The sequence below is a fragment of the Kitasatospora sp. NPDC048545 genome (assembly GCF_040651155.1).
In the GTDB taxonomy this organism is placed as follows: Bacteria; Actinomycetota; Actinomycetes; order Streptomycetales; family Streptomycetaceae; genus Kitasatospora.
This window is the reverse complement of the sequence record NZ_JBEZIQ010000079.1, coordinates 1-26124: the sequence shown is the minus strand read 5'-3', so window position 1 is coordinate 26124 and position 26124 is coordinate 1. Positions and strand designations below refer to the sequence as shown.

The window sequence follows — 26124 nt, the reverse complement described above, 5'->3', positions numbered from 1 at the left end:
GGGTTTCAGTTGTGATGCGTGACGTCAGTCACGTTCGCGACGGCACCGCCGACTGGCAGGGACGCGGAGACACCCGCAGGCCCGGACCGCTTGCGGGGGGCGTGTTAGGTTCAGACCGAGCTGAACTCGCCGCCACTACGGCAACCTCTACCTCGCCGACAAGACCGACGGCACCTCCTTCACCGACGTCGACCAGGACATCGTCACCGCCCTGGCCGGCGCGGCCGGCGTCGCCATCGAGAACGCCCGGCTCTACGGCCAGCTGCGCCGCGCGACGGAGGACTTCCAGCGCCGCCTGCTTCCGCCGATGCCCGCCATCGAGGGCCTGGAGCTGCACGCCCGCTACCAGCCGTCCACGCAGGCGCCCAGGATCGGCGGCGACTGGTACGACCTCATCCACCTGCCCGACCGCGTCCCGTGCCTGATGATCGGCGACGTGATGGGCCACAGCATCGAAGCAGCCGCGCTGATGAGCCAGATCAGCAACATGCTGCGCGTGATCGCCTACGACGAGCAGGAGCCGCCCAGCCGCATCCTGCGCCGCCTGGACGAGGTCCTGCACGAGCTGCACGGCGCTCCGATGGCCACCGTCACCGTCGCCCGCCTCGAACCTCACCCCGGCGGGCGGCTGCTGCGCTGGGCCAGTGCCGGTCACCTGCCGCCGCTGGTGGCCACCCCCGGCGGCCGGGCGCTCTACCTGCCCACCGACGCGGGTCCGCCGCTCGGTGTGAAGCCCGAGCTGCACCGCACCGACCACGAGGGTTCGTGTTCGGCCTGTCCCGGTGGCCGCCACCTGCGTCTCCGGGCGCCGACAGCCGGCGGTGCAGGCGGGCGGCAGCCGGTCAAGGCCCGGGGCGGTCCGCGCCGGAGGACGGATCCGCCTCGTTGCCTTGTGGGCGCGGCCCGGTGTAGGTGGCCCGGGCCCGCATCCGTAGGGGCTCCTCGCGGTACTCCTCCATCGCGTGGGCCAGCCAGCCCGGGGTGCGGGCCACGGCGAAGACCACCTCGCCGGCCTCCGCCGGCATCCCGGCGGTCAGCGCCATGGCGGCCAGTGCCAGGTCGATGTTGGCCCGCTGCGCCGGCCGCCCGGCCGGGCCCGCGGCTGCCTCCACCTCGGCGACCGCCGCCACCACGGCTGCGCCACCGTCGAGTTGACGGACCGCGTCGAGCAGCGCGACCGCTCGGGGGTCGCCGTCCGGATAGAGCCGGTGGCCGAGCCCCGGGATCGGTCGGCCGGTGCGCAAGTAGTCGGAGACCACCGGCACGGCGCCGTCGGCCAGCACCTCGGCGAGCATCCGGTGCGCCAGCGGACTGGCCGCGCCGTGCAGCGGGCCGTCGGTGGCGCCGAGCCCGGCGGAGACCACCGCGTACGGATGCGCCCGCGCCGAGGCCGCCAACCGCGCTGCCACGGTGGAGACCGCCAGCTCGTGGTCGATCAGCAGCACCAGGGCCCGGTCCAGGCAGGCCAGCGCCTCCGGCGCGGGAGCGACGGTGGCCAGCCGGCTCCACAACCGCCCGGCCAGCGGGGCGTCGGGCCCGGGGTCGGGCGCGGTGCGCGGCAGCGCCTCCACCATCCCGGCGATCAGGGCCGCGCCGGCGGCCCGGACGGTCTGCTCGCGCAGGTCGAAGCGCAGCGGGTCGAGCGCGGCGGCGACGGCGGCCGAGATCCGGAGCCGGTCGGGCAGCCTGGTCCCGTCGGGCAGCGTGGCGGCGGCACGGGCCAGCGCCTTGGCGGTGGCCGGCGGTACCCGCAGCTCCACCGGGGCTTCGGTGCCCAGCCCCCAGAGCCAGCCGATCGCGGCCTCGAAGCCGTACCGGGCGGACAGTTCGACGGCGTCGCGGCCGCGGTAGTAGAGCCGACCGTCCTCGATCAGGGTCAGCCCGGTCCGAACCCTGACCGGTTCGCTCGCCCACCCCGGTCCACCGCCCGACGGCTCGCCCGCCGCCGGTCGTACCGGGGTGCGACGACCGCGGGCGGCCAGCTCGGCGACCTCCCGGGCGTCGAAGGTGCTGCCCTTGCCCCCCGGAGCCCGCTCGCTGCTGAGCTGCCCGCGGCTGGCGTAGGCGTACACCGTCTCCACCTTCACACCGAGCTGCTCGGCGACCTGCTGGGTGGTCAAGCGTTCGGCCATCGTCCGCCCTCATCCTCCTGTGACGCCTCCGCGTCTTGATGACCCTCAGTATTACACATTGATTTTAATCAACATTGACAACATGGATCAATGATCGGAGAGTGAAGAACGTCGCCGGAAGCACGCAGCCGCAGCCGGAGAGATCCACGAGAAAGGCCACTGCCATGCCGAGCACCACCGAGATCGAGGTCCCCCGCGGCCTCAAGGGCGTCGTGGTCACCGAGACCGAACTCGGCGACGTCCGCGGACTGGAGGGCTTCTACCGCTACCGCCAGTACTCGGCGATCGACCTCGCCGAGCAGCGCACCCTGGAGGACGTCTGGCACCTGATGCTTCTCGGCGAGCTGCCGGCCGCGCCCGGCCGCGCCGCCTTCCTCGCCCGCACCACCCCGCTGCGCCGCCTGCCCGACGCGCTGCGCCCGCTCCTGCCCGCGCTGGCCGCGGGCCCCGCGCACGGCGGCCCGCTCGCCGCCCTGGGCGCCGCGCTCTCGGTCGCCGCCGCCGACCGCGGCGTCCGTCCGCTCTACGACACCCCACCCGAGCTGAGGATCGAGGACGCGCTGTTCGCCACCGCGCTGGTGCCCACCGTCCTGACCGCGCTCCACCGGCTGCAGCAGGGCCAGCAGCCGATAGAACCGCGCGACGACCTCGGCTACGCGGCCAACTACCTCTACATGCTGACCGGCGAGGAGCCCGAGCCTGCCAAGGCCCGGGCGATCGAGCAGTACCTGATCTCCACGGTGGACCACGGCTTCAACGCCTCCACCTTCACCGCCCGGGTGATCGCCTCCACCGGCGCCGACCTCGTCGCCTGCCTGGTCGGCGGTCTCGGCGCGCTCTCCGGGCCACTGCACGGCGGCGCGCCCAGCCGGGCGCTGGACACCCTGGACGCGATCGGCACCCCGGAGCGGATCGACGGCTGGATCCGCGAGCACGTCCTGGCCGGCGACCGAATCATGGGCTTCGGCCACGCCGTCTACCGCACCGAGGACCCCCGCTCCCGCATGCTGCGCGGCGTCGCGGAGTCCTTCGGCGGCGAGCTGGTCGACCTCGCCGTCCAGGTGGAGGCCCGGGTCGAGGCGATCCTGGCCGAGCTGAAGCCGGGCCGCGAACTGCACACCAACGTCGAGTTCTACGCTGGCGTGGTGATGCACCTCTGCGGCCTGCCGAGGGAGATGTTCACCCCCACGTTCGCCGCGGCCCGGGCGATCGGCTGGAGCGCCAACATCCTGGAGCAGGCCGCCGACCCCAAGATCATCCGCCCGGCCGCCCGCTACACCGGCCCCACGGCCCCGCAACCACTGCCGACGGCCTGAACGGTGCAGGGGGCATTCGGTCTGTGAGGCCTGTGCCCGGACGGCGCGGAGGCCGGTGCGGATCGGTCCGCGCCCGGCCTCCGACCCGCTGGCGTCCCTCACACGGTCACACGGTCACACGGTCACACGGTCACACGGTCACGCGGTCAGAACGGTCACGCGGTCACGCGGCCACGGAGACCGTCTCCCTCTGCCACGGCCTGCGCAGGACGACGCGTTCGAGGTCAGCGAGTGCGGCTTCGGCCCGCGTGGGGTCGAAGGGGTGCCACTGCGTCCAGCCGTGCCCGGCGAGAGGCTGGACGGCCTCCCAGCACGCCCTTGTCTTTCCGGTCGACGACGAACCCACCAGCACGAGCATCCCGCTGCGGCCCCCGGCAGCCTCGGCCACCGCCGTGCCCAGCTCCCGGTCATGTCCGCGGGCGACATAGCCCGGCAGCACCCGCGCGGCCACCATTCTCCGCGCCGGCGCGGCCGGTCCCGGCCGGATGCACCTCCAGATCGAGCGGGTCCCACTGCCCGATCGCCTTCCCAGGGCGGCCGCGCGCCCCGGTGGCCTCGACGTCCCCCTCCGGCACGGGCCGGGAATGCAGGTGCACGACCGCGGCCTGGATCAGGTTCCCGTTCACGGTGCCGCCCTCGACCCGGCTGCGGGTGTGAAACCCACCAGGCTCCCCGGACGGAGCGTCAGAGCCAGCCACCAGGCCGCCGGGACCGGCCACCGGCAGAAAGTGCCGCCGCCCGGATGTGCCTGCCCGCCCGTCCTGCTCCTCCTGCGTCATCCACCGCCCCCAGACCGCACCTTGACCGGCATCCATCATCCTCGGCCCCGCACCACGACGACACCGATTCCACCAACCTCCCGGGACCAAGCCATCCGCACCGCGCCCCGAACGGGAAGGCCCGGACGCGGCGCCCCTATCAGTACGCGCCGAGCGCCACCGCCAGGACACCTCCGGAACACGCTGCGCCGCGAGCGCCACCGTCGCACCGAAATCTCTCCGCACCCGGACGTCCGGCCGCACATCCCCGGCACCATCCAGACCCTTAACACCCCCACGGGAAACGGCAAGAACGGCCTACTCTGGGAACCAGAGAACAAATCAGGAGGACGCGATGCGGATGGTGTTCGACCCCGACGAGGCCGAAGGGCTGCGCGCCACCGCCCGCGACGCGGCGCTGGAGGACCCGACCCTGGCCTACGTCCTGCTCGATGTGGCCGACCGCGGTGTCGACCTCAACAGGTGCCGAACCTGGGACGACATCAAGGCCGAACGCGGCCTTGCCGAGGACACCCCGGTCACCGACGGGCAGCGCGTTGCCTGACCGCCCGCCGCGCCGCGCCACCATCCTCTTCCACGAGGTTGCCGAGCGGCAGATCGCCGAGATGGACGACGCCGCTCTCGCCTGCCTCGACCCACACCTGAACACCATCGCGCTGAACCCGAAGACCGCCGGCATCCAGATGCGGCCCGACAGCCCTGTCCGGGACTACGCCAAGGACGGCGTTCGGATCGCCTACGTCTCCACCGTGCTCGGCACGATCGTCCTGGTCGCCTATGTCGAGGTCGACTGAGTCTCTCCTGTCTCCAAGACTCCGGGCCCGGCCGCGAACCCCCGAGCGGCCGGGCCCGGACCGTTCCCGCTGCACGCTCGGCGCCTATCCGTCCGTCATGTCCGCGGTCCCTGGCGGTCACGCCCGCCGTCCTGGACCGCTCTGCCCGCTCGACATGTGTCGCTAGTGTCCTGCGCCAGAAATGGCGCTTGTAAGTGCCTAACTCGTTTCGGTGCTGGGTGGGTTGATCTTGGCGAGATAGTCGGCGAGTGACTTGAGGATCTCGTCGGCGGTCTTCGTCCAAGTGAAGGGCCGTGGGTTCTCGTTCCAGACGGCGATCCACGCCTTGATGTCGTCCTCCAGGGCTTTCACGGAGGTGTGGACGCCGCGCCGGATGAGCTTGTCGGTCAACAGGCCGAACCAGCGCTCGACTTGGTTGTGCCAGGACGAGCCGGTCGGGGTGAAGTGGACATGGAAGCGCGGGTGCCTGGCCAACCACGTTTTGATCTCGGGGGTGTTGTGGGTGGCGTAGTTGTCGCACACCACGTGGACGTCGAGCTCGCGCGGCACGGCCTTGTCTGTCGTGGCCAGGAACTTCTTGAACTCGATGGCCCGGTGGCGGCGGTGGAGTTCGCCGATGACGGTGCCGTCGGCGATGTTGAACGCGGCGAACAGACTCGTAATCCCGTGCCGCAGGTAGTCGTGGGTGCGCCGCTCAGGCATGCCCGGCATCATCGGAAGCACCGGCTGCGACCGGTCCAGCGCCTGGATCTGGCTCTTCTCGTCGACGCAGAGAACCACCGCCTTCTCGGGCGGGTTGTGGTACAGCCCGACGACGTCGACGACCTTCTCCACGAACAGCGGATCGGTGGACAGCTTGAAGGAGTCCTGCAGGTGTGGCTTGAGGTCGAACTTCTTCCAGATCCGCCCGATGGTGGACTTGCTGAGCCCGGTGCGCTTGGCCATGGAGGCCCGCGACCAGTGCGTGTCCTCGCCCGGCGTCGACTCCAGGGTCGCCACGACGACCTCCTCGACCTGATCGAGCAGAATCGACGGTGGCCGGCCCGGGCGGGGCTCATCGGCCAGCCCGTCCAGCCCGTCGGCGATGAACCGGGAGCGCCAACGGTTCACCGTCGCCTGGGCGATGCCGAGTTCGGCGGCGACCTGCTTGTTCGCCCCGCCCTCCGCGCACCGCAGCACGATCTTCGCGCGCAGCGCCAGGAACTGCGCGGTCTTCGCCCGCCTGGCCCAGCGCGTCAACTGAGCGCGCTCGGCCTCAGTGAGCACCAGATCCGGCTTGCTCCGGCCCGGCCGCGGCTCGTCGGCCAGACCGGCCATCCGCTGAGCGGCGAACCGGGAGCGCCACTTACCCGCCGTGGCTGTGGTGATGCCCAAGTCGGCCGCGATCTGGGTGTTTGATGATCCGTCCGCACAGGCCAGGATGATCCGTGCGCGCTCGGCCAGGCGGGACCGCACCGCACCACCCGCCCAACGTGACAACTCGATGCGCTCCTCATCCGAGAGGGCGATCTCGACCGCGCGGGGGCCTCTGTGCGACATGAAAACAGTCTACAGATCTAAGCTCGCTACTTTTGGCGTAGGACACTAGTACTCCAGCCGTAGATCGTGATCAGGCCTTGTGAGATGCTGCCCGGCATGATCGCGAAGCTGCAGTGTGTCGTGTTGGACTGTGCCGATGTTGCTGAGCTGTCCCGGTTCTACCAGTCGCTTCTCGGCGGCGTGGTGAACCAGCCGGATCCTCGGTGGTCGCTCGGCGAAGGCTGGGCGACTCTCCATACTGATGCTGGGTTCGTGCTGGCCTTCCAGCGCGTGGAGAACCATCAGCCGCCGCAATGGCTGGACTCCGCCCGCCCCCAGCAATTCCACCTCGACCTCGGGGTCGAGGACCTGGACCAGGCCCAGGAAGGCGTGCTCAAGCGGGGCGCCACGCTGCTCGACGATGGCGACGGAAAGCGGAGTTGGCGCATATTCGCTGACCCCGCAGGACACCCGTTCTGCCTGGTCCGGGACTGACCGGAGACATCGAACGGGTGCGGCCACCGCTGATCATCGTGAGTTGTGTGGACAAACGAAGATCAGGCGATGGCCGCGTGCGACAGCGTAGTACCTGCCCGGTGGCGGTCGATGTTCGACCAGCTGATGGACCGTATCGGCGGCCGGTTCACGCGGGTCGAACCGCGTCGCCGCGCAACGGCGTTGGTGCTCGGATTGCTGTCGGACCTGCCCCGGAAGAACTGCTGGACTCTGGCCGAGCACGCGGGCAACGCAACCCCGGACGGCATGCAACACCTACTCCACCGCGCGAAATGGGACGCCGACGCGGTCCGCGACGACATACGCGCCTCCGTGGTCGAGCACCTGCACGACACCGAGGCGGTGCTCGTGGTCGACGAGACCGGCGACCTGAAGAAGGGCACGGCGACCGTCGGCGTCCAGCGCCAGTACACCGGCACGGCCGGCCGCATCGAGAACGCCCAGGTCGCCGTCTACCTCGTCTACTCCGCCGCCCGCGGACACGCCGCGATCGACCGCGCCCTGTACGTGTCACGCTCATGGACCGACAACCCGGACCGCTGCCGCAGCGCGGGCATCCCCGACGGCCTGGTCTTCGCCACCAAGCCTCAACTCGCCGCCCGGATGGTCGTCCGGGCCCTGGAGGCGGGAACACCCGCCCGCTGGGTCGCGGGAGACGAGGTCTACGGCGACAACCCCCACCTGCGGACCGCTCTCGAACACCGCCGCACCGGCTACGTCCTGGCCGTCTCCAGCACCCACCCCGTAGTCACGCATGCGGGGAAGTTCCAGGCACGGGCCCTGGCCGCGCGGATCCCGAAGCGGGCCTGGCAGCGGCTGTCGGCCGGAGCAGGTGCGAAGGGCGAGCGGTACTACGACTGGGCACAGATCGACATCCACGGCCCCAGCGATCAGCTCGGCCAGTGGTGCCTTCTTGTGCGCCGCAACCGCCGCACCGGTGAACTCGCCTTCTACCGCTGCTTCTCACCCCGCCCGGTGCCGGTGTCCGAGCTGGTGCGGGTGGCCGGGCGGCGCTGGACGGTGGAGGAGACGTTCCAGGCTGGCAAGGGCCTGACCGGCCTGGACGAGCACCAGGTTCGCCGCTGGACCTCGTGGCACCGCTGGGTCACCCTCGCCATGCTCGCCCACGCCTTCCTCGCCGTCACCGCAGCCACCGAACGCCGCGACCGGCCCGCCCCCGACGGCCTGATCCCCCTGACCGGTAACGAAATCCAGCACCTGTTCGCGGCCCTGATCAGCCCAGTCCACGACCTCGCGCACCGACTGCGCTGGTCACACTGGCGACGCCGGCACCAAGCCCGCGCCCGCCAGTGTCATTACCGACAGCAAGCGACCTCCAGCCATGAAGATCACGATCCACGGCTGGAGTACTAGGCCGACAACCCGATGAACAGCCACGCCCAGCGCTGCTCACCGCCGGCCCTGACCTCATGGCTCCATTGATGAACAAAGAACCATCCGGAGAAATCCCCTCAACGCGCCCCGGGAGAAACTCCACAGCGTGAATTCCGCCCGAATTCAAAAACCACGAACCGGGACCCCAGGGCTTCGGCGTAGTCGGATGGCGTCCGGTTTGTGATCACCAGAGGGCCGAGGAGTGCAGCTCTGACAGCCGAACGCGGGGCGGAGAGTCCGGTCAGCCGTAGAGCGGTTGGGCGACTGAGACAGTGACCCGGTCGCCGAAGCGGCCGCGCAGGTCTGCCTGGGCGCTGGCCAGATTTCCGCTGACGCCGACCTCCACCACGCCGCGGGTGAAGCTCACCTCCGATCCGTCGCCCACCATGACGATGCTGTAGTCGCTCGTGTGCCCTATCAGTGCCGCGACCCGGTTGCGGGTGGCGGCCAGCTCGTTGATCGAGCGCGGCGCGTCGCGCAGGTCCACGCGCACGCCCAGACCCAGGTGGGCGAGGGCGGCGTCGAAGCCGCCACCGCCCGGCTTCCGGTAGACGATGACGCGACCGTCCGGAACGTCCACCATCAGGCCCGTGAAGACATCCTGGTAGGAGCCGCCGAGGCGTGAGACCGCGTCCGCGGCCGTGTCCAGCTGCTGCTGGTCCGGTCGGCCCGAGCTCGGCGGAGGGCTTGCGGCGACGGCGGACGCGGCGGCACTCGTCGGCACGGGAGCGGACGGCACGACATTGGTCTGTCCAGCGCAGGCTGCGCAAGCCAGCAGAGCGGTCAAGGCCAGGGTGACAGCGGTCAGGTGTATCGGCGTTGGGGTACGGGGCATCGATCCAGCCTCACTTCATCGGCGACGGCTGGTGATCGTACGCGGGCGCGAAGCGGCGTGCGTAAGGAAGGCAGGCACGGCTTCCAAGATCATGGAGTTCTCTACGCCCCGTGACCCGAGTGGAAGACCGTGCCTGCCGACGCATCATCCCCGATTCCGACTGCCCTTGACCAGCTCCGCGAGCAGCCCGAGGCGGCTGCTGGGGAGGTGCCTGGTCTGCTGGAGCGGCTGGCCCAGGTGCCGGACCCCCGTGATCCGCGTGGAGTGCGGCACGCGCTGGCCGTGGTCCTCGCCCTGACAGCGTGCGCGGTGCTGGCCGGGGCGACCTCGCTGCTGGCGGTCGGTGAGTGGATCGCGGACGTCCCGCCGCAGGTGCTGGAGCGGCTCGGAGTGCGCCCCGATCGGTACTGCCCAGGCGGCTGGTGCCGGCCGAGGCGACGGTCCGTCGGCTGCTCGCGCGTATCGACGGCGACGCCCTGGACCAGGCGGTGGGTGGGTGGCTGGCCGACCGCCGGCCCGAGGGCTCCGGACTGCGCGGACTGTCCGTGGACGGCAAGAGCCTGCGCGGCGCGGCGAAGGCCCGCGGGCGGAAGATCCATCTGCTCGCCGCGGTGGAGCACACCACTGGATTGGTCCTGGCCCAGCTCGACGTCGGTGAGAAGAACGGAGAGACCAGCCGCTTCCAGCCGCTGCTGGACAGCGTCGCCGACCTCGCCGGGATGGTCGTCACCAGCGACGCGCTGCACACCGTGTCGTCACGGACATGTACGCTATGAGTCGCCGCAGGTCAGAGCAGAGCTACGAGCTCCCACGGTCGGTAAAAAGGTGTGGCAAGCCAGGGAATTGGGCGAGTACGCCCCGGCCTGGGGGCCGGGTGAGCGGCACAGCCCGAACTCGCTGTTCGCGGCGGCGATGCAGCAGGGCGACTTCTCGCTTCGGATTCCCGAGCCGGAGCTCTACTACCGGCTGCTTCGCCGGCACTACGTCAAGATCCACCCGCGTCGGGGGGTGAAGATCCTCGGGCTTTGGTATCACGCTCCGGTCCTCGACGAGCCGCGTTACCTGCTGCCGTCGCAGCGCGGCGGTCTGCACGCGGGCAAGTGGGTCGTCTCCAGCGACCGGCGCGACCGACGCACGGTGTTCTTCCAGGACCCCGACGACCACCAGGTCTGGCACACGCTGCGGTGGAACGGGCTGCCGCCCGAGGGTGAGGTCCCCGCGTTCTCCGACAAGACCGCGGCCGACCTGCTCGAGGAGGTCCGGCGGGCCGGGCTGGCGCCGCGCCCGGACGCCGAGCTGCTGCCGGTCCTGCTGGGGCTGCTGGGCTCGGTCACTCCGGTCGCGGCCTGGCCGAGCCAGGCCGGGAAGAAGGACCGGGCCGTCCGCTCGCGCGAGCACACGCGCGCCCAGGTGGCGGCCGCCGACCGGCCGAAGCCCGACGCCGTCCCGGGGCCTGCGGCGATGCCGCAGCCGTGGGAGCGGCACGCCAGGACCGTCCTGGCCGCGGTCGACGCCGATCGCCGCCGCCGGCGCGAGAGCGCGGAACCGGCCGCGCTGACGGCGCCGCCGCTGCTGGAGGAGTCCTTGCGCGGCAACCTGTTCCTCCTTCCCGCCCACGCCCTGGTCGATCGGGACGACGACGAACCCCTGGAGAACACGTGACGGCATCCGGATCAGGCGGTCCGCAGGACCAGTGGCCGCCGCGGGAACGGCTCGCCGAGCTCGTGCTGCGGCCCACGCTGCACCGCGACACCTTCGAGGTCTGGCAGCACTACCGGCGCACCCGCGGCCAGTTGCTGCCACCGCCGCGAGTGACCCCGAAGCAGTGGGCGGTGCTGCCCGCCGACCGCCGGTTCGACTACGACATGTTCCGCCGGCTGACGAACGTGAACATGCCGCTGCAGCAGACCCCGATGGCGGCGAAGGTGACGGCCACTACGGCAAGACCGCCACGGTCAGCGCGGTCTGCGCGGCGTTCGAGGACTCCTGGCTGCAGCTGCACGACTTCCTCAACCCGGCCGCCGTTCTCGGCACCGCCGACCTTCACGCGCCGGTCGTCTATGTCTCCACCCCGGTCACCGCCACCCCGAAGAGCACCTGCCAGGCGATCCTGCAGTTCTTCCGGGCCGACATGCGCGCCTCGGCGACGCTGCCCCGCCTGGTCCAGCTGGTCGCCGACACGCTGCGGGACCACGGGGTCCGCGCGCTGGTGCTGGACGACATCAGCCGGCTACGGATGCACCGCGCCGACGACCAGGACGTGCTCGACCTGATCCGCGCGTTCATGAGCCTGGGCGTCACCTTGATCCTGACCGGGGTGAACATCCCCGGCACCGGGTTGCTGCGCGAGGCGAAGTGGAGCGCGAGGCAGCAGCAGTGGGTGCTGCCCTCGCTGGAGTCCACCCGCGTCAACGGCCTGGAGCCCACCCAGACCGAGCACCGCTTCGAGCTGGTCGAGATGGACCGTTTCCGCTACACCACCAGCGAGCAGATCAGCGCGTTCCTGCAGCACCTGCGCGGCATCGAGGTCCACCTGCGGCTGCTGAACGCCAAGCCGGGCATGCTGACCGAGGGCACGATGCCGGAGTATCTGATGCGCCGCACGAACTGCGTCGTCGGGCTCCTTGGCCGTCTCATCGAGGACGGCTGCCAGGAAGCCATGGACAGCGGCCGCGAAGTGCTCGACGAAGCCACGTTGGACGAGATCGTGATCCGCCGCGACGACCCGCAGCTGGCCCCGGAAGAGGTCGCCCCCACACCGCCGGCCACCGCTGGGCGGACACCTGCTCGCCGGCGCCGCGGTCGCAACACCGTCTTCGACGACCACGGCCCCGCCTCGGCGGCCGGTTCGGCAGGTTGACATGCCCGTTCCTGAGCACCGCATGGCCAGGTGCTTGGTTCCGCTGCCGGACGAGTCGCTGCCCGGCTTCGCGCTCCGCCTCGGTCACCGTCTCCACCTGCCCCCGGGACACATCCTCTGGCGGCTCGGCCTCCTCGGCAGCCAGACCACCTCGACGCTCGCCCCGAGCGGCCGCCTGTTCTTCATCGACCCGGTCAAGCGCGAGCGGCTCGCCCGGATCATCGGGACCGCCCCGCAGACCGTCGACCAGCTGACCCTGCATCCACTGGCCAGCCGGTTCCCGCCGGTGGCCCACGCGCTGGGCCTGCCCCGTCCTGCGGGCGAGTTGCCCAAGCCCCGCCAGATCGCCCCGCCTTGGATCCTGTCCTCGTTCAGCCGCTACTGCCCCCATTGCCTGGCCGGGGACGGCTCGGCCGTCCAGCAACGGCACGGCGGCCCCTGGCGCCGCCGCTGGCGGCTGGCCACCAGCTTCGCCTGCGTCCGACACCGCGTGTTTTTGGGACACGAGTGCCCCGGCTGCCACCGGCCGTCCGGCCTCACGCTCAGCGGGGGCTGGCCCGGTTCCCTCCTCCTGATCGGCAACCCCGGGCTGGAAGGCCTCCACCCGGCCGCCTGCCGCAGCGACGCCAAGGTCGGACGGCCCGGTGTGATCTGCGGCCACCGACTCGACCAGCCCGCCAACGCGCCCATGCGGCCCCTGCCCCAGAACCTCGCGGATCTGCAGTCCCGCATCGACCACCTCTTCGACGAGGAAACCGCACCGGAGGACGCCTTCGCGGCCTTCGCCGACCTCCAGACGATCACCGCACTCGTCCTCGCGACCTGGCCCGCGATGGCGGACATGGTCACCACGGACCAGAAAGCCGCCGTCGACGAGCACCTGGCCGCCCAGGAGAAGCGGCTGCCCGGCTTCACCGCCCAGAGCGCGCCGCGCGACGACGGTGTCTTCTGGACCTACCTGCCGCGCTCATCCATCGGCGCCGCCGCAGTCCTGTCCGTCGCCGACCGATTTCTGAGCCTTCCCGATGGGGAACTCGGGCAAGAACTCGGACGGCTCGCCCCCCGATGTCCCGAACGCGACAACAAGCGGTGGGGAGCCACCTGGAAGCTCCTGGACAAGGACACCACACTCGCCCGCCGCGCAGTCGTCCAGCAATCCCTGCGCAAGCGCCCCCGCCCGCGCACCCCCTCCACAGCCTGGTCCCGTCGCCAGATCATCCCCTCGCTCCTCGCACTCAAGATCGAACGCCGCCACGGTTTCGCCCCCGAGAACATCCCCCAGGAACTACCCGACCAGTGGTTCCGGATCTTCTGGACGGATGCGGACTGCCCCTTCCCACCCCATTCGCGCAGGTTCCGGCGCACGGCCGCGATCCTTCTCGTCCAGGCCGCCGAAGACATGAACGCTCAACAGGCAGCCGAGTATCTCGGCTTCCCACCCGGCACCGACTTGCTGACCGCCCCGGCTCAGCAGCCGGCGCCCGCCGACTCTGGCGAACGCACGGACGAACTTCGCGAAAGCCTCTACCGGCTCGCCGACCACCTCGCCGCCATCCCTGCGGCCGACCACGTCGACTACCGGCGTCGCCGTCGGCAACACGAGTCCTGGCACCTCGGTGACAACGCGTTCGCCGGGCTCGTCAACCGCTTCGTCGCGGTCAACAAGCGGAAGCCAGCAGCCCCGGCAGACCAACTGCACGAGGCTCTCTCGGCACTCATCTGGTCACAGGTCACAGGCAGCGAGCCCTGCCTCGCCCCCTGCTTCCGCCCGCCCATCGCAGCACCGGGCCGAAGCACCACCAGAGCCGATCCGGCCATCCACCTCGCCAACCGGCTCAGACGAGACAAGCCCCGCTCGCCCTACTCGGTTCTCCTGCCGCTGCTGGCCGACCACGCCGCCGACCTACTCGCACAGCCGAATCCGTGACCCGTCTCAACAAAGTCGAACGTAGTGCTACGAGCGACCGGTTCTACTCGGTCCGCAGCGCGGTGGCGGTCCGGGAGCGCGCCGCCCAGCCAGCCGGCAGCAGTGCCCCGAGCAGGGCGATCGCGATCCCGCCGGCCAGCAGCGGGAGCAGTACCCCGGGGGTGTAGACGTCGGTCACGCTCGACGGCATGTTCCTGCCGAGCGCGCTGACCATCTGGGACAGCGTCGCCTTCTCCACCGCCATCCCGATCGGGACCCCGATCAGCCCGGCGACCAGGCCGGTGAGGCTCACCGAGGTCAGCACCATCGCGATGGTCTGCTTGGGCGTCATCCCGAGGGCCTTGAAGATCCCCAGGTCGTGGATCCGCTCCCGGGTGTCCTGCACCACGGTGTTCAGCACGCCGAGCGCGGCGACCGCGATCATCATCAGTGTGAGGGTGGCTACCAGGGCGCTCATGGTGAGCACCGTGACGTTCGGAAACGTGTTGTTCGGGCTGGCTTCGGCGTGCAGCGGGGTCAGCACTGGGGCGGCGGAGGCGGACCAGTTCGGGCCGCTGACGTTGTCGGCCAGCTTGACGTTGAACTGGGTGATGTACGGCGTCAGACCGGCGGTGGTGAACGTGGCCGAATCGGTCAGCACGCCCCCGCTGCTGCTGCCATCGAAGTCGATGCCGACGATCCGCAACGGCAGTCGCTTGTTGTCCTGCGCCACGGTGACGGTGTCGCCGACCTGCATCCCGGCCGTCGAGGCCAGGTGGTCGTTGATCACGGCTTCACCGGTGTTCTGGTACCAGCGGCCGTGCAGCAGAGCCAGGTTGGTCCAGGACAGGTCGCCGGTGGTGGTGTCCACCTCCGTGTAGTCCCCCGTCGGCGCGCCGATCACGGTCGCGCCGCTGGTGCCCCAGCCGAACGCGGCCTTCGTGCCCGGGATCGAGGCGAGCGCGGCGGCCACCCCGGTGTAGTCCAAGTGGGGGTTGGCGGGGCCGCCGCCGGAGGGGTGGAAGCCGGAGGGCGTGCCGGCGGGCACCACGAGCATCGACCCGGCCTTGAAACCGGAGGTACCCGCGTCCATGTACTTGGTGAACGTGGTCTCCAGCCCCATGGCGAAGGTGACGCTCACCGCGCCGAACAGCACCGCGGCGCCGACCAGCGCGGCCCGGGCCGGTTTGGCGAACGGTTGGGCCAGTCCCAGCGACATCGGCCGGGGCAGCGGCAGCCGACTTGCCAGGCGCTGCGCGCCTTGGCCGCGCTTGGCCTTGGGGGCGCGGCCGACGACCAGGGTTTGCACCGCCGGCATTCGGCCGGCCCTAAGTGCCGGGATGAGCGCGGTGACACCGACGATGACCAGGGTGCCGATCGGCACGACGAGGCTGACCCACACCGGCAGGCTGGTGCCGGCGGCACCGAGATCCTTGCTGGCATCGTTCAGGACCGGAACAGCCAGCAGGTTGCCGAACAGCGTGCCGCCCAGCACGCCGATCACCGCCGGGATCAGGGCTTGTGCGGCGTAGGCGCGGGCCACCTGCCAGGGGGTGAAGCCGAGCGACTTCAGGATCCCGATGCGCCGGATTCCCGAGACCACCGCGCCGCTGACCACGATCGCGATGATCAGCGCCGACAGGAACAGGCCGAGGATGCCGAAGACGACCAGGAACGGCACGTAGGACTTCGCGGTGCCGACGGCCTGCTTCTCCACGGCCAGGTAGGACTGTCCGCTCTCGACCGAGCCGGCCGGCGCGGCGGCGGCGATCGCCTGCCTGTCCGTGGTGAGGTCGGCGTCGGTCCCGGACTTGGCGAACCGGTAGAGCATCTCCTCGTCGGTCTTGGCGCCGGCGGTGGTCAGCCGCGCGAAGCCGTCGGTGGTGAGGAAGCCGGTCGCGGTGTTGGTCAGCGAGTTCGCTTTGCCGACGACCTTGAACGAGGGCTTGCCCGGCAGTGAGTCGAACACCACGGAACCGTCTGGGCAGTTACGGACCCATGAGGCCAGGACGATCTCGTTCGCGGTGGTCGGCCACCTGCCCTGCTCCAGGGCCAGGTGGTCCAGACCGGAGGTGCCGGCCAGGTCGGGTCGGGTGGCGGCGACGACCGGCTCGTTGACGCGACCGGCCAGCGGCATGCCCTGGACGATGTTCGCGGTGCAGTCCGTGCCGAAGCTCGTGTTCAGGGCGGCGGTCACCGGGTACGGCCCGGACGCCTCGGTGACGCCGGCGGCGTGCGCGGTGGCGGCGGCCTGCGCGGCAGTGGCCTTCGAGCCGTCGAACTGGACCGACAGATGCGCGCCGTTCCGGGCCTTGAAGGCGTGCTCGAACGGAGCCTGCACGACGGCCAGCAGACCGAGCGAGAGCACCGAGGAGGTGACGGCCGCGAACGTCGTCAGGGCCATGACGAGGGACTGCACACGACGCCGGCCGACGCCGGAGCGCACGACCTTGCCCAGGGCGCTCATCGGACCGCTCCCGCCGAGCTGTTGGAGGTCGCGTCGCCGGCCGGGTTGACCATGTCCCGGGCCACGGCACCGTCCACCAGCTCGATCGTGCGTTGCGCGGTGTCCGCGGCCAGTTGGATGTCGTGGGTCACCAGCAGGATGGTCTGGCCGTCGGCGTTCAGATCCAGCAGCAGCCGGCGCACGTCCTCGGCCGAGCGCGAGTCCAGCGCGCCGGTCGGCTCGTCGGCCAGCAGCAGCGCCGGACGGTTCATCAGGGCCCTGGCCACCGCCACCCGTTGCCGCTGCCCCCCGGACAGCCGCTGCGGGTAGGCCTTGGCGTGCCGGTCGATACCCAGCGAGGTGAGCAACTCGGTCGCCCGCCGCCTCACCTCGCCCTTGCCCATCCCGGCCAACTGCGCCGGAACCATCACGTTGTCCAGCACCGTCAGGTCGTCGAGCAGGTTGAAGAACTGGAAGATCATGCCGATGGAGGCCCTGCGGTACTTCGCCGAACCGGCCTCGCCGAGCTGGTCGACGCGGGTGCCGTCGACGGTCACGGTGCCACTGGAAGGCTTGTCCAGACCCGCGATCAGGTTCAGCAGCGTGGACTTGCCACTGCCGGAATGGCCGAGGATCGCCACACACTCACCAGCCGCCACGGACAAGCTCACCCCGGCCAGCGCAGGCGGGCCGTCATCGTATTTCTTCGTCGCGTCCTGGAGATCGATCATCGGTTCATTCGTCATGGCCATGAACCTAGGAACGGACCATGATCCAGCGCGTCGGCCGGCGGATGGCACCTCTCGCCAGGTCATCGGCCCGGCGGCGTATCCCGCGTACACCCACGGGGTGACGCGCAGCGCCGACGCCGATCAATACGATCTCCGTATGGAAGAGCTGCTCCGGCGTTTCTCGACATCGGCACCCGTGGCCTGGCTGACGTCGCGGGCCGTGGTGCTGGCCGCCGCCTGCTTCTACGCGCTGATGCTCTTCTGGACGATGCCGCCCAGTCAGGTCCGGCACGGCGGCGGCCCGTTCCGGTTCCCCGACCTCGGGCCCGACCAGATGATCGGTCTCTGCGTCGTGCTCGCCCTTCCGATCCTGCTGGTGCGCCGTCTGCCCGCGGCGGTCTTCGCGGCGGTCCTGGGCGAAGCAGCCCTCGGCAACCTCTTCGGCGCGCGGCCCTGGATCGTGCTCCTCCTGCTCCCGGTCCTGGGTGGGTACCTCGCCGCCCGGCAGCCGACGGCTGCCGCCGTCGGCTCCGTCGCGGTCGTCGCGACCGTGTTCGTCGAGAGCACCCTCGTCTTCCCCAGGGAATCCGTCGGCTACGCGGCCCGGGGGGCCGGGCAGTTCGCGTTCGTGTTCGCGGTCGCGTGGGTCTTCGGCGGGGTGTACCGCAAACGCCGGGAATACCTCGAAGCCCTGGACGAGCAGACCGCGGCCCGCGTCGTCATGGCCGAGCGGCTGCGGATCGCCCGCGAGCTGCACGACAGCGTCGCGCACAGCATCGGGATCATCACGGTGCTGTCGGGAGCGGCGGCGCGGGTCGTGGAGACCAGGCCCGAGCAGACGCGGCAGGCGCTGACCGGCATCGAGACCACCAGCCGGGAGACGCTGCTCGGGCTGCAGCGCATGCTCGGAGCGCTACGCCGCGCCGAGCCCGACGACGCCACGCCGGGGGCCGCTCCGCTGGCGCCGGCCGGCAGCCTGGCCGACGTCCCGCAGCTCGCCGAACGCACGGCCGACGCCGGGGTACGGGTCCAGGTGACCTGGCAGGGCGAGCGGCGTCCGCTGCCGCCGGAGATCGAACTGTCGGCGTTCCGGATCATCCAGGAGTCGGTGACGAACGTGGTGCGGCATTCCAGGGCGCGGACGTGCCGGGTCGAAGTCGGTTACGAGCCGACAGGAGTGACGATCGAGGTGGTGGACGACGGGGACGACGGTCCCGGCGGGCCCGGCCGTCCGAGGCTCTCGGCGGCGGCCGGCGGGAGCGGCTTCGGCCTGCTCGGCATGCGCGAGCGGGTGACGTTGCTGTCCGGCCAGTTCAGCGCCGGCCAGCGTCCGGAGGGCGGATTCCGGGTGGCTGCGAGGCTCCCGGCATGAGCGTGCGGGTACTGCTGGTCGACGACCAGCCGCTGATGCTGCTCGGGCTCGCGATCCTGATCGGCGACACCGACGACCTGGAGGTGGTCGGCCAGGCCGGCGACGGCCGCGAGGCGGTGCGCCTGGTGCGTGAACTGCGGCCGGACGTCGTGGTGATGGACATCCGGATGCCGGACATGGACGGGATCGAGGCGACCCGACAGGCGACCGCCGAGCCGGACCCGCCCAAGGTCCTGGTGCTGACGACCTTCGACCACGACGAGTACGTCTACGGCGCACTGCGCGCCGGGGCCAGCGGATTCCTGCTCAAGAGCATGGCCCTGGACGCGATCCTGGAAGCGATCCGCGTGGTGGCGGCCGGCGACGCGTTGATCGCGCCGAGCGTGACCCGACGGCTGATCGCGGACTTCGCCGGAACGTCCGGCCCCGCGGCCCCCGAACCGGACCCCGAGCCCGCCGCGGACTCGAGTCCCATCGCGGGGATCACCGACCGGGAGCGCGAGGTGCTGGCACTGGTCGGACAGGGACTGTCGAACGCTGAGATAGCCGAGCGGCTGGTGATCAGCGCGGCGACCGCGAAGACCCATGTCGCGCGTCTGTTCGCCAAGCTCGAAGCTCGGGACCGCGTCCACCTCGCAATCATCGCCTTCGAAACCGGACTCGTGCCGCGTAGACGGTAGGGCAGGACGAGAAGAACGATCGAGACCACGAGTTCGCCGCGTTCCAGATGCGGCAGCCACACGTCCAGCACGTTGCCCTTGCGGTTCTCGTTGGACTCGACCAACGAGATGCGCTCGATGGAGTAGTTGGTGCAGGACTCCAGCGTCAGCGCCGCGTTGGTGCACCGGTTCTTGAATGCCTTGCTTGCCCTGTGTTCGTCGGCCACAGCACGAGACTATGGGGAGCGGAACAGTCCACGGCAAGCGTCTCTCAGGAATCTGGTCGACGAGCCAACGCCGACCAAACTTCGCCGAGACGGGTCATTCGTTACCGACGGTCACCATCGCCGGACGCCACCTCGCAAGTTAACGCTCGGAAAGGCTCGCAAACTACAAGTTGAAACCCCTGGTCGCAGACGACGGACTCGCAAACTATCCGTTGAAGTCACACCCGCCGCGGACCGCCACAACCCCGAGCACCGACACCACCACGGACACCGCCACCGCGCAGAACCCGGCCGCCGTTCCCGGGCAACTGCGCCGGGCGCTCGCCGCCGAGCCCACCGCCCACTCGCCGCTCGCCCGCGGCCTGGGCGCCCCGACCGACACCTGGAGCATCGACGGGAGCGACCTGGTGGTGGAGGGCTGGAGCAGCGCTCCCGACCTGTTCGCCGTCCGCGACCCGAACCGCCGGCTGCTGGGCTGGATCGAGGCGCTCGGCGACGGCTGGGGCGCCTACATCCAGGGCCGCCTGATCATCGACGCCACCGACGGCGACCCCTGGCTCTCCACGGACGCGCCCCACGCCGTCGCCCTGCTCCGCGCCGCCCGCAACCAGCAGCTGACCTGACCCGCACCGCCAGCGGCCCGGCGCGGCACTGCCGCCGCCCCTATCGCCAGGGACCCAACGACGACGCCGCCCTGATCGTCGAACGGCTGTGAGCAACCTGTTGTCCGCCCGGTGACCCTCGGCCCCGGCGCGGCCCGCGCCTTCGGCCCCCAGCAGCGCCCCCAGGGCCGCCAGCAACCGCCCTGGAGCCGCCCCGCCGCCGTCCCGGCCCCACCGGCCCGCCCGGGCCCGCACAGCGGCCCGCCGAACAGGCCGCCGACGCCATCGCCGCGCTGCGCCACGTCCGCATCCCGGCCGCCGTCCTGGGGAGCGCGCTCCACCTCGCCCAGGCCCTCCTTGAACAACTCCACGCCGACCCACTCCTCCTGGAGGCCGCCGAGAGCCTCGCCGCCGTCATCCCCCAGTACCTACCTGCACCACCTGTCGCCGCTCAACCTGCTCGGTCCCGTCCTGCTGACAAGCGCGTGATCACAACCTCGGAAAACCCGTGGTCGAGGTGTCGAGTCATCCGTGGTCAGTTTCTGAAGTGTCAATGATCATTTGAGTGTGTTTCACGTTGTGCCAGCTGGCCGTAGGCAGATCTGACAGAGGAAGAGCGAGATGCCCTCATACAGGGTGTCCTAGCTCTAATAGGTGTTCATAGGACCCAGCCGAGGGCGGCCCCGGCGGGTCGACGCCCCGGCTTATGGACACCCGAACGGGTGCCGTGTTGGCCCAAACTGAGGCGCATGCAACGAACACCCACCACCGTCTCCGCCCCGATGCCGGTCCACGACGCCGTGCTGCCGCAGCCGGACACCATCGAGCTGCTGCTCCAGCAGTCCAAGCGCCGAACCGAGACGGTGCCGATACGACGCGCGTTCGTACAGGACACCGAGGACGTGGCGGCCCTGATCCAGAAGCCCGGACCGCTCCACCAGCTGGTCCGCCACGAGAAGGCACTGGACCTCCTCCTGCTCCTCTACATGGTGACCAGCGGCGGCGACTTCGGCGCCGTCGAGCGCGCCGAAACCTGGGGGAGAGCCACCGCCCTGACCTTCGAGACCAACGGCTCCGCCGGCTCGGCGGTCTCCCGCCTGTGGAACCGGCTGGCCGCGCTCAACCTGGTGGCCCGCGGTACGCGCGGCCGACTCGCCAAGGTGACCAAGCTGCGGGAGGACGGCAGCGGCATGCCGTACACGATTCCGTCCGGCGGCGAGAAAGGGCCGCGCAAGGACGTGTACTTCCGCCTCCCCTTCGACTACTGGCGCGACGAGCTGCACAAGCGCCTCGACATGGCGGGCAAGGTCGTGCTGCTGATTGGCATGAGCCTGCGTCAACGGCAGTTCTCGCTGCCGCAGACCGCGACCTTCGCCGGCTACTACGGGATCTCCGAGGCGACGCTCCGCCGGGGCATCGCCACGCTGATCAAGGAGGAGGTGCTCACCAAGACCGGCACCGAGCGCTACCCGACCAACGAGACGGTCACCGGCTGGGGCAAGCGGACCCTGTACGCCTTCAACCCGCCCTACGACCTGAACGTGAACAACAAGGACAAGGCCGCCATGGAGGCGGCCGCGGACGAAACGCCCGGGGCCACCCTCGCAGGCCTCGGACCGTCCCCCTGGCTCGTTCCGCCGAGGCTGCCCGCCCGGTCGGGGCCCGAAGCCGAACCGACCACCCAGACGGAAGGGGGTGAGGAGAAGTGAGCCCGAAGAACCGCTCGCACTGGCTGAACGTCGCCACCATGCGCGGCGCAGTCGTCGCCGCCGTCATCGGCGGAGTGATCACTGGCCTGATGTTCGACGGACTCCACTACCTGATCGGCTGACCCACGGCCTAGGAACCTGGTCAAAAGATCACGTAGTGAAGTCCATCCCACGGCCCCGTCCCGCCAGGGGCGGGGCCGTCACCATCTCCATCATGCAGCAATCCAGGAGCCGCGGCTGGAAGGAAGAGGATGATCGTTTGCCTTTCCTTCCACGCTGTCCATCGGCCGGGTGTAGAACACGACCATGCCTCGATACGACCAACCCCAGCACGAGCAGATGACCGCCGCGGAGATCCATGACTACGCGGACCCCAACGGCTGGAATCAAGCCCTCTCGGCCGTACGCACGGCCGCGGAGCAACGCCACCGTGCAATACGAGACGACGACTCTTGGGCCGCGGCACGGGCCGAGGAGGAGTTCTGGGGACTAGGGCGCGTATCTGGTTGTGATCAAGGAGTGGTCTTGGTGAGGTCTTTGATCCAGATCATCGCGCCGCGGAGGTGGAGGCCTGCGAGGTAGCTTTCCGGGGTCTTGTCATACCGGGTGGCGATGCCTCGCCAGGCCTTCAGCTTGTTGATCAGGCGCTCGACGGTGTTCCGTTCCTTGTAGAGGTCGACGTCGTGGCTGACTGGCCGACCGCCCCGGCGGCCCTTCTTCTTCCGGTTGGCGGCCTGGTCCTTCTTTTCCGGTATCACTGCCTTGATGCCGCGTCTGTGCAGGTAGGCCCGGTTGCCGCGGGACGAGTAGACGTCTTGCTGTATGCCGCGCTTCGAGCGCTTCGACAAGAGCGATGCGTGCGCGGCCCCTGCCGCTTGGGACTCGGCCGCCGTAGCGTGCCGTGGTTCGAGCCGTTCCCAGGGCCACCTCTTGATCAGCCGGAGCCGTGGAGCTCTTCACGAGAGCGAGGAGCCTGAGAACAGCTGGGGCCACGGACGGCTGATGGGGTGGTGCGCCGGCGAGCGCTTCTATTAGGTCGCCGAGTGGTCCTGCCGCGGCTCGACGCCAGCGGACAGCGAAGGATCGAAAAGAGGCGCGCATGCACGTGACCTGCGGAATCGACTGGGCCGAAGACCATCATGACGTGGCGGTGGTCGACTCCGACGCCCGCCTGCTCGGCAAGCTCAGGATCAGTGACGACGCGGTGGGCTTCCAGGACCTGCTGCGTCTGCTCGCCGAGCACGGAGACACTCCCGACGAACCGATCCCGATCGCGATCGAGACCTCGCGCGGGCTCTTGGTGGCTTGCCTGCGGGCCTCCGGTCGCCGGGTCTTCGCGATCAACCCGATGGCCGTGGCCCGCTACCGGGACCGGCACACCGTCTCCCGCAAGAAGTCCGACCACCATGACGCCGTCGTCCTGGCGAACATCCTGCGGACCGACGCCGAGCTCCACCGGCCTCTGCCGGGCGACTCCGACCTGGTCAGGGCGATCGCCGTCCTCGCCAGAGCCCAGCAGGACGCGGTCTGGGACCGCACCCGCGCCCACAACCGCCTGCGCTCGCACCTTCGCGAGTACTACCCGGCGATCCTCGAAGCGTTCGCCGACAAGAGGGAGCGGCTGCTGGCGCGTGAAGCCCGCGCAATCCTGGCGATCGCACCCACACAGGCCGAGGCCGCCAAGCTCACCCGCAGCAAGCTCAAGGCCGCCGTCATGCGGGCCGGCCGCCAGCGCCGGATCGAGGCCGAGACCGAGCGTCTGCTCGAGGTGTTCCGCCGGACCTGGCTCCGTCAGCCGGCACTGGTGGAAACAGCGATGGGGCACCAGACACTCGCCCTGCTCGCGCAGCTCGAAGCGGCCTGCAAGGCCTGCGACGAGCTGGCAAGCGCCACCGAGGAGCTCTTCCTGCAGCATCCCGACGCGGAGATCATCACCAGCTTCCCCGGCCTCGCCGTGCTCACCGGCGCCCGGCTACTCGCCGAGATCGGCGACGACCGCACCCGGTTCAACACGGCCCGGGACCTGAAGGCCTACGCCGGAAGCGCCCCCGTGACACGGGAGTCCGGCAAGAGCCGCCGCGTCAGCCACCGACGGATCAAGAACAGCCGCCTGGCCGCGACCGGCAGGCACTGGGCCTTCGCCGCACTCACCGCCTCACCCGGAGCCCACGACCACTACCACCGCCGACGGGAGACCGGCGACCGCTACTACGCGGCCCTCCGAAACCTGTTCAACCGCATGCTCGGCCAGCTCCGCCACTGCCTGACCAGCCGCCAGAAGTTCGATGAGACGATCGCGTTCACCCCACCGAAACCCTCACCACTCGCCGCAGCTGCTTGACCCCATAGCTGCATGGGGTGTCTTGTCCCCGGCGACCGCGCCGGGACGAGTTCGGGGGCGGCCGACAGGCCCGCAGACCCGGACTTTCTTGAGCACGGGGATGAACTGCGGGCTGTCGGCGGCTTGCCCCGCGGTCAGGACGAAGGCCAGCGGGCGGCACTTCCGGTCGCCAGCGACGTGAATCTTGCTGGTCTGCCCACCCCTCGAGCGTCCGAGCAGGGCCGCTTTCAGCCGGAGCTTGTGCCGACGCCGGATGCGTCGTCGTTCTTCCCGCTCGGGATCGGCTTCGACGTCCTGCCCGTTTCGTCCTTCGAGACCGCCCCCTTTGACCTGGCCTTCTCCTCCTCGGCAGCGGCCTTCTCCAGGGCGGTGACGACGTCCTCGTCAAGGTGCATCCCGGCGGCGTCGTGATGAGCGCGGGCGGTGGTGGAGTCCACGCTGACCAGGGACAAGTCCACCTCACCGCGCTTCGCAGCTTCCGCGATCAGGCCCTCCAGAAGGGCCTCGAAGACACCGGCGTCCCGCCACTGCCGGAAGCGGTTGGAGACGGTCGGCCAGGCGCCGAACTCCTTCGGCATCTCCCGCCACTGCCCGCCCGTCTTGAACCGCCAGATGACCCCCTCGAACTGCTGCCGCAGTCGTTCGGGGTACGGGCCGTACTCGCCGATCGGCAGGTACGGCCCGATGAACTTTCACTCCGCATCCGTCAGTTGCTGTCGTGTCACACAGCCTGATCTACCGGACCAGGCCTCGCCGCGGGGGCGAATCCACAGATTGATCACAACCAGATACGCGCCCTAGTGGAGTTCTTGCGCGAGCGTGACCCGAAGGCGGAGTGGGCAGCGGCAGAGTTCACCCTCATCGGTACCGGCGACGCCAACACCGACCCCGGCCTGGTTGATGTCGTCTCCGCCTACCTCCAGTGGCGCGACGCTGGCTAGAACACCCGCTGCGGGCCTGCGCGAGCGCGGCAGCAGCACCACGGCGACCCGTAGCCACCAAGTCGGCGACGGACGTCAACGCCACGCCGCGCCGCGTCTGTACCCCGGCCGCCATCCTGGAAGCCGCGCTCTCACCCGGACATTGCGGGAGCAGGCTCTCGCTTACTGACATCTGCTCTTTGGGGTGATGGATCTGCCGTTTTACTGACGGACGGTCACCTGTCGGCGTAGACCGTCTCGCATGCGATATGCGGATGGGGGCGGGCTGACGGCGAAGGCACGACAGCGCCGTGAGGCCGTGCGCTTGGAGGCTGCCGCGCTGTTCGGCGAAGGAGTCAAGCCTCCGGAGGTCGCCCGGCAGTTGCGGGTGAGCTGCAAGTCGGTCTACCAGTGGCACCAGGCCTGGAAGCGGGGCGGGGCGGCGGCGCTGGGTTCGCGCGGCCCCCACGGGCAGCGGTGCAAGCTGTCCGTGCGGTGCCAGGAGAAACTGGCCGCCTACCTCGAACAGGGACCGGCCGCCCACGGCTGGGACGAGGACCAGGTGTGGACCGGTGCGCGGGTGGCCACACTGATCGGCCGCAAGTTCCACGTGTCCTACAGCGTCTCGGGCGCCACCCGGCTGATGCGCCGGCTCGGTTTCACGCCGCAGATACCCGCGAGGCGGTCCGCGGAGCGTGACGAGCAGGCCGTTACAGCGTGGAAGGAGGCGACTTGGGCGGAGGTAAAGCGCCCGGGCGGCCTGCGGCGGACGGGTCTGCTTCGAGGACGAGGCCGGCTTCACGCGCAGGCCGCCCCGTGGACGCACCTGGGGGCGGCGGGGCGTCACCCCGGTCGTGAAGGTCTCCGCCAGCCGCTCCGGTCGGGTCTCGGTCGCGGGGCTGATCGCCGTGCGGCCCGGCTCCCGGACCAGGCTGTCCCATCGCATCCGGCGGCACACCGGTCGCAAGGGTGAGCGACGGAGCCTGTCCGAGCGCGACCACATCGGCCTGATCGACGGCATCCACCACCTGGTGAAGGCGCCGATCGTGCTGGTCTGGGACCGCCT

The 26124-nt window shown here is 70.3% G+C and carries 23 protein-coding genes and 6 pseudogenes; 20 read left to right on the top strand and 9 right to left on the bottom strand.

Translation table 11 applies throughout. The annotated features are described in order from the left end of the window. Positions 1-28 precede the first annotated feature (28 nt). Entirely contained in the window at positions 29-571 is a 543-nt protein-coding gene (locus AB0D10_RS41825; RefSeq protein WP_360266875.1) for a hypothetical protein, read from the bottom strand. On the opposite strand from AB0D10_RS41825, the pseudogene AB0D10_RS41820 reads away from it, so the two are divergent. Further along, positions 470-700, top strand: a pseudogene (locus AB0D10_RS41820) (SpoIIE family protein phosphatase); the annotation flags it as partial. The gene AB0D10_RS41825 and the pseudogene AB0D10_RS41820 overlap by 102 nt on opposite strands. 142 nt (positions 701-842) lie before the next feature. Here AB0D10_RS41820 and AB0D10_RS41815 read toward each other — a convergent pair. Continuing rightward, positions 843-2132 (bottom strand): citrate synthase, encoded by a 1290-nt coding sequence (locus AB0D10_RS41815; protein ID WP_360266871.1) that lies wholly within the window; start codon positions 2130-2132, stop codon positions 843-845. Between the two features lie 164 nt (positions 2133-2296). On the opposite strand from AB0D10_RS41815, the gene AB0D10_RS41810 reads away from it, so the two are divergent. Next, on the top strand, positions 2297-3448 hold the full coding sequence (locus AB0D10_RS41810; RefSeq protein WP_360266868.1) for a citrate synthase/methylcitrate synthase: 1152 nt from the start codon (positions 2297-2299) through the stop codon (positions 3446-3448). 163 nt (positions 3449-3611) lie between these two features. On the opposite strand, the gene AB0D10_RS41805 is transcribed toward AB0D10_RS41810, so the two are convergent. Beyond that, the gene (locus AB0D10_RS41805) at positions 3612-3902 is read right to left on the bottom strand and encodes a hypothetical protein (protein ID WP_360266865.1); all 291 of its coding nucleotides are present in this window, start codon (positions 3900-3902) and stop codon (positions 3612-3614) included. 659 nt (positions 3903-4561) lie between these two features. Between AB0D10_RS41805 and AB0D10_RS41800 the strand changes: the two genes are divergently transcribed. Then, complete coding sequence (locus AB0D10_RS41800) at positions 4562-4771, top strand: hypothetical protein (protein WP_360266862.1); 210 nt, start codon at positions 4562-4564, stop codon at positions 4769-4771. Next, positions 4764-5021, top strand: coding sequence for a hypothetical protein (locus tag AB0D10_RS41795; RefSeq protein WP_360266859.1), 258 nt, complete (start codon positions 4764-4766; stop codon positions 5019-5021). The genes AB0D10_RS41800 and AB0D10_RS41795 overlap by 8 nt, the downstream gene beginning before the upstream one ends. Positions 5022-5219: 198 nt before the next feature. Here AB0D10_RS41795 and AB0D10_RS41790 read toward each other — a convergent pair whose 3' ends face one another. Beyond that, on the bottom strand, positions 5220-6560 hold the full coding sequence (locus AB0D10_RS41790; RefSeq protein ID WP_360266856.1) for an IS630 family transposase: 1341 nt from the start codon (positions 6558-6560) through the stop codon (positions 5220-5222). A 96-nt stretch (positions 6561-6656) separates the two neighbouring features. On the opposite strand from AB0D10_RS41790, the gene AB0D10_RS41785 reads away from it, so the two are divergent. Next, a complete protein-coding gene (locus tag AB0D10_RS41785; RefSeq protein ID WP_360266853.1) occupies positions 6657-7034 on the top strand; it encodes a VOC family protein in 378 nt (125 codons plus the stop codon). Positions 7035-7160: 126 nt separating this feature from the next. Further along, on the top strand, positions 7161-8429 hold the full coding sequence (locus AB0D10_RS41780) for an IS701 family transposase (protein WP_360266907.1): 1269 nt from the start codon (positions 7161-7163) through the stop codon (positions 8427-8429). A gap of 262 nt (positions 8430-8691) precedes the next feature. Here the strand turns inward: AB0D10_RS41780 and AB0D10_RS41775 are convergent, their stop codons facing one another. Next, positions 8692-9174: a hypothetical protein gene (locus AB0D10_RS41775; RefSeq protein ID WP_360266850.1), complete on the bottom strand. Its 483-nt coding sequence runs from the start codon at positions 9172-9174 to the stop codon at positions 8692-8694. Between the two features lie 240 nt (positions 9175-9414). On the opposite strand from AB0D10_RS41775, the pseudogene AB0D10_RS41770 reads away from it, so the two are divergent. The 5 genes and pseudogenes from AB0D10_RS41770 to AB0D10_RS41750 form a co-directional block, all read left to right on the top strand. After that, a pseudogene (locus AB0D10_RS41770) lies at positions 9415-9636 on the top strand (transposase family protein); the annotation flags it as partial. Positions 9637-9707: 71 nt separating this feature from the next. Next, positions 9708-10061, top strand: a complete 354-nt coding sequence (locus tag AB0D10_RS41765; protein WP_360266912.1) for a hypothetical protein — start codon at positions 9708-9710, stop codon at positions 10059-10061. 67 nt (positions 10062-10128) lie between these two features. After that, entirely contained in the window at positions 10129-10947 is an 819-nt protein-coding gene (locus tag AB0D10_RS41760) for a hypothetical protein (protein WP_360266909.1), read from the top strand. A 163-nt stretch (positions 10948-11110) separates the two neighbouring features. Then, positions 11111-12145: a TniB family NTP-binding protein gene (locus AB0D10_RS41755; RefSeq protein ID WP_360266847.1), complete on the top strand. Its 1035-nt coding sequence runs from the start codon at positions 11111-11113 to the stop codon at positions 12143-12145. A gap of 22 nt (positions 12146-12167) precedes the next feature. Next, entirely contained in the window at positions 12168-14072 is a 1905-nt protein-coding gene (locus AB0D10_RS41750; protein WP_360266845.1) for a TniQ family protein, read from the top strand. 43 nt (positions 14073-14115) lie between these two features. Here the strand turns inward: AB0D10_RS41750 and AB0D10_RS41745 are convergent, their stop codons facing one another. Together AB0D10_RS41745 and AB0D10_RS41740 are read right to left on the bottom strand one after the other, a co-directional pair. Then, positions 14116-16518 (bottom strand): ABC transporter permease, encoded by a 2403-nt coding sequence (locus tag AB0D10_RS41745; RefSeq protein WP_360266842.1) that lies wholly within the window; start codon positions 16516-16518, stop codon positions 14116-14118. After that, positions 16515-17243 (bottom strand): ABC transporter ATP-binding protein, encoded by a 729-nt coding sequence (locus AB0D10_RS41740; protein WP_360266839.1) that lies wholly within the window; start codon positions 17241-17243, stop codon positions 16515-16517. The genes AB0D10_RS41745 and AB0D10_RS41740 overlap by 4 nt, the downstream gene beginning before the upstream one ends. A gap of 142 nt (positions 17244-17385) precedes the next feature. Between AB0D10_RS41740 and AB0D10_RS41735 the strand changes: the two genes are divergently transcribed. The 5 genes from AB0D10_RS41735 (at position 17386) to AB0D10_RS41715 (ending at position 21919) form a co-directional block, all read left to right on the top strand. Continuing rightward, the gene (locus AB0D10_RS41735; RefSeq protein WP_360266836.1) at positions 17386-18600 is read left to right on the top strand and encodes a histidine kinase; all 1215 of its coding nucleotides are present in this window, start codon (positions 17386-17388) and stop codon (positions 18598-18600) included. Then, on the top strand, positions 18597-19280 hold the full coding sequence (locus tag AB0D10_RS41730; protein ID WP_360266833.1) for a response regulator transcription factor: 684 nt from the start codon (positions 18597-18599) through the stop codon (positions 19278-19280). Before AB0D10_RS41735 ends, AB0D10_RS41730 begins: the two co-directional genes overlap by 4 nt. Before the next feature lie 418 nt (positions 19281-19698). Beyond that, the gene (locus AB0D10_RS41725; protein ID WP_360266830.1) at positions 19699-20109 is read left to right on the top strand and encodes a hypothetical protein; all 411 of its coding nucleotides are present in this window, start codon (positions 19699-19701) and stop codon (positions 20107-20109) included. A gap of 728 nt (positions 20110-20837) precedes the next feature. Next, positions 20838-21797, top strand: a complete 960-nt coding sequence (locus AB0D10_RS41720) for a hypothetical protein (protein ID WP_360266828.1) — start codon at positions 20838-20840, stop codon at positions 21795-21797. Further along, complete coding sequence (locus tag AB0D10_RS41715) at positions 21794-21919, top strand: hypothetical protein (protein WP_360266825.1); 126 nt, start codon at positions 21794-21796, stop codon at positions 21917-21919. Before AB0D10_RS41720 ends, AB0D10_RS41715 begins: the two co-directional genes overlap by 4 nt. Before the next feature lie 390 nt (positions 21920-22309). Here the strand turns inward: AB0D10_RS41715 and AB0D10_RS41710 are convergent. Next, positions 22310-22606, bottom strand: a pseudogene (locus AB0D10_RS41710) (transposase); the annotation flags it as partial. 290 nt (positions 22607-22896) lie between these two features. On the opposite strand from AB0D10_RS41710, the gene AB0D10_RS41705 reads away from it, so the two are divergent. Continuing rightward, entirely contained in the window at positions 22897-24138 is a 1242-nt protein-coding gene (locus tag AB0D10_RS41705) for an IS110 family transposase (RefSeq protein ID WP_360266822.1), read from the top strand. A gap of 114 nt (positions 24139-24252) precedes the next feature. Here the strand turns inward: AB0D10_RS41705 and AB0D10_RS41700 are convergent. Further along, positions 24253-24824: pseudogene (locus AB0D10_RS41700) on the bottom strand (transposase); the annotation flags it as partial. Positions 24825-24938: 114 nt separating this feature from the next. Between AB0D10_RS41700 and AB0D10_RS41695 the strand changes: the two are divergent. The 3 genes and pseudogenes from AB0D10_RS41695 to AB0D10_RS41685 all read left to right on the top strand — a co-directional run. After that, the gene (locus AB0D10_RS41695) at positions 24939-25079 is read left to right on the top strand and encodes a hypothetical protein (protein ID WP_360266819.1); all 141 of its coding nucleotides are present in this window, start codon (positions 24939-24941) and stop codon (positions 25077-25079) included. Positions 25080-25383: 304 nt separating this feature from the next. Then, a pseudogene (locus AB0D10_RS41690) lies at positions 25384-25916 on the top strand (winged helix-turn-helix domain-containing protein). After that, positions 25913-26124: pseudogene (locus AB0D10_RS41685) on the top strand (IS630 family transposase); the annotation flags it as partial. The pseudogenes AB0D10_RS41690 and AB0D10_RS41685, both read left to right, overlap by 4 nt.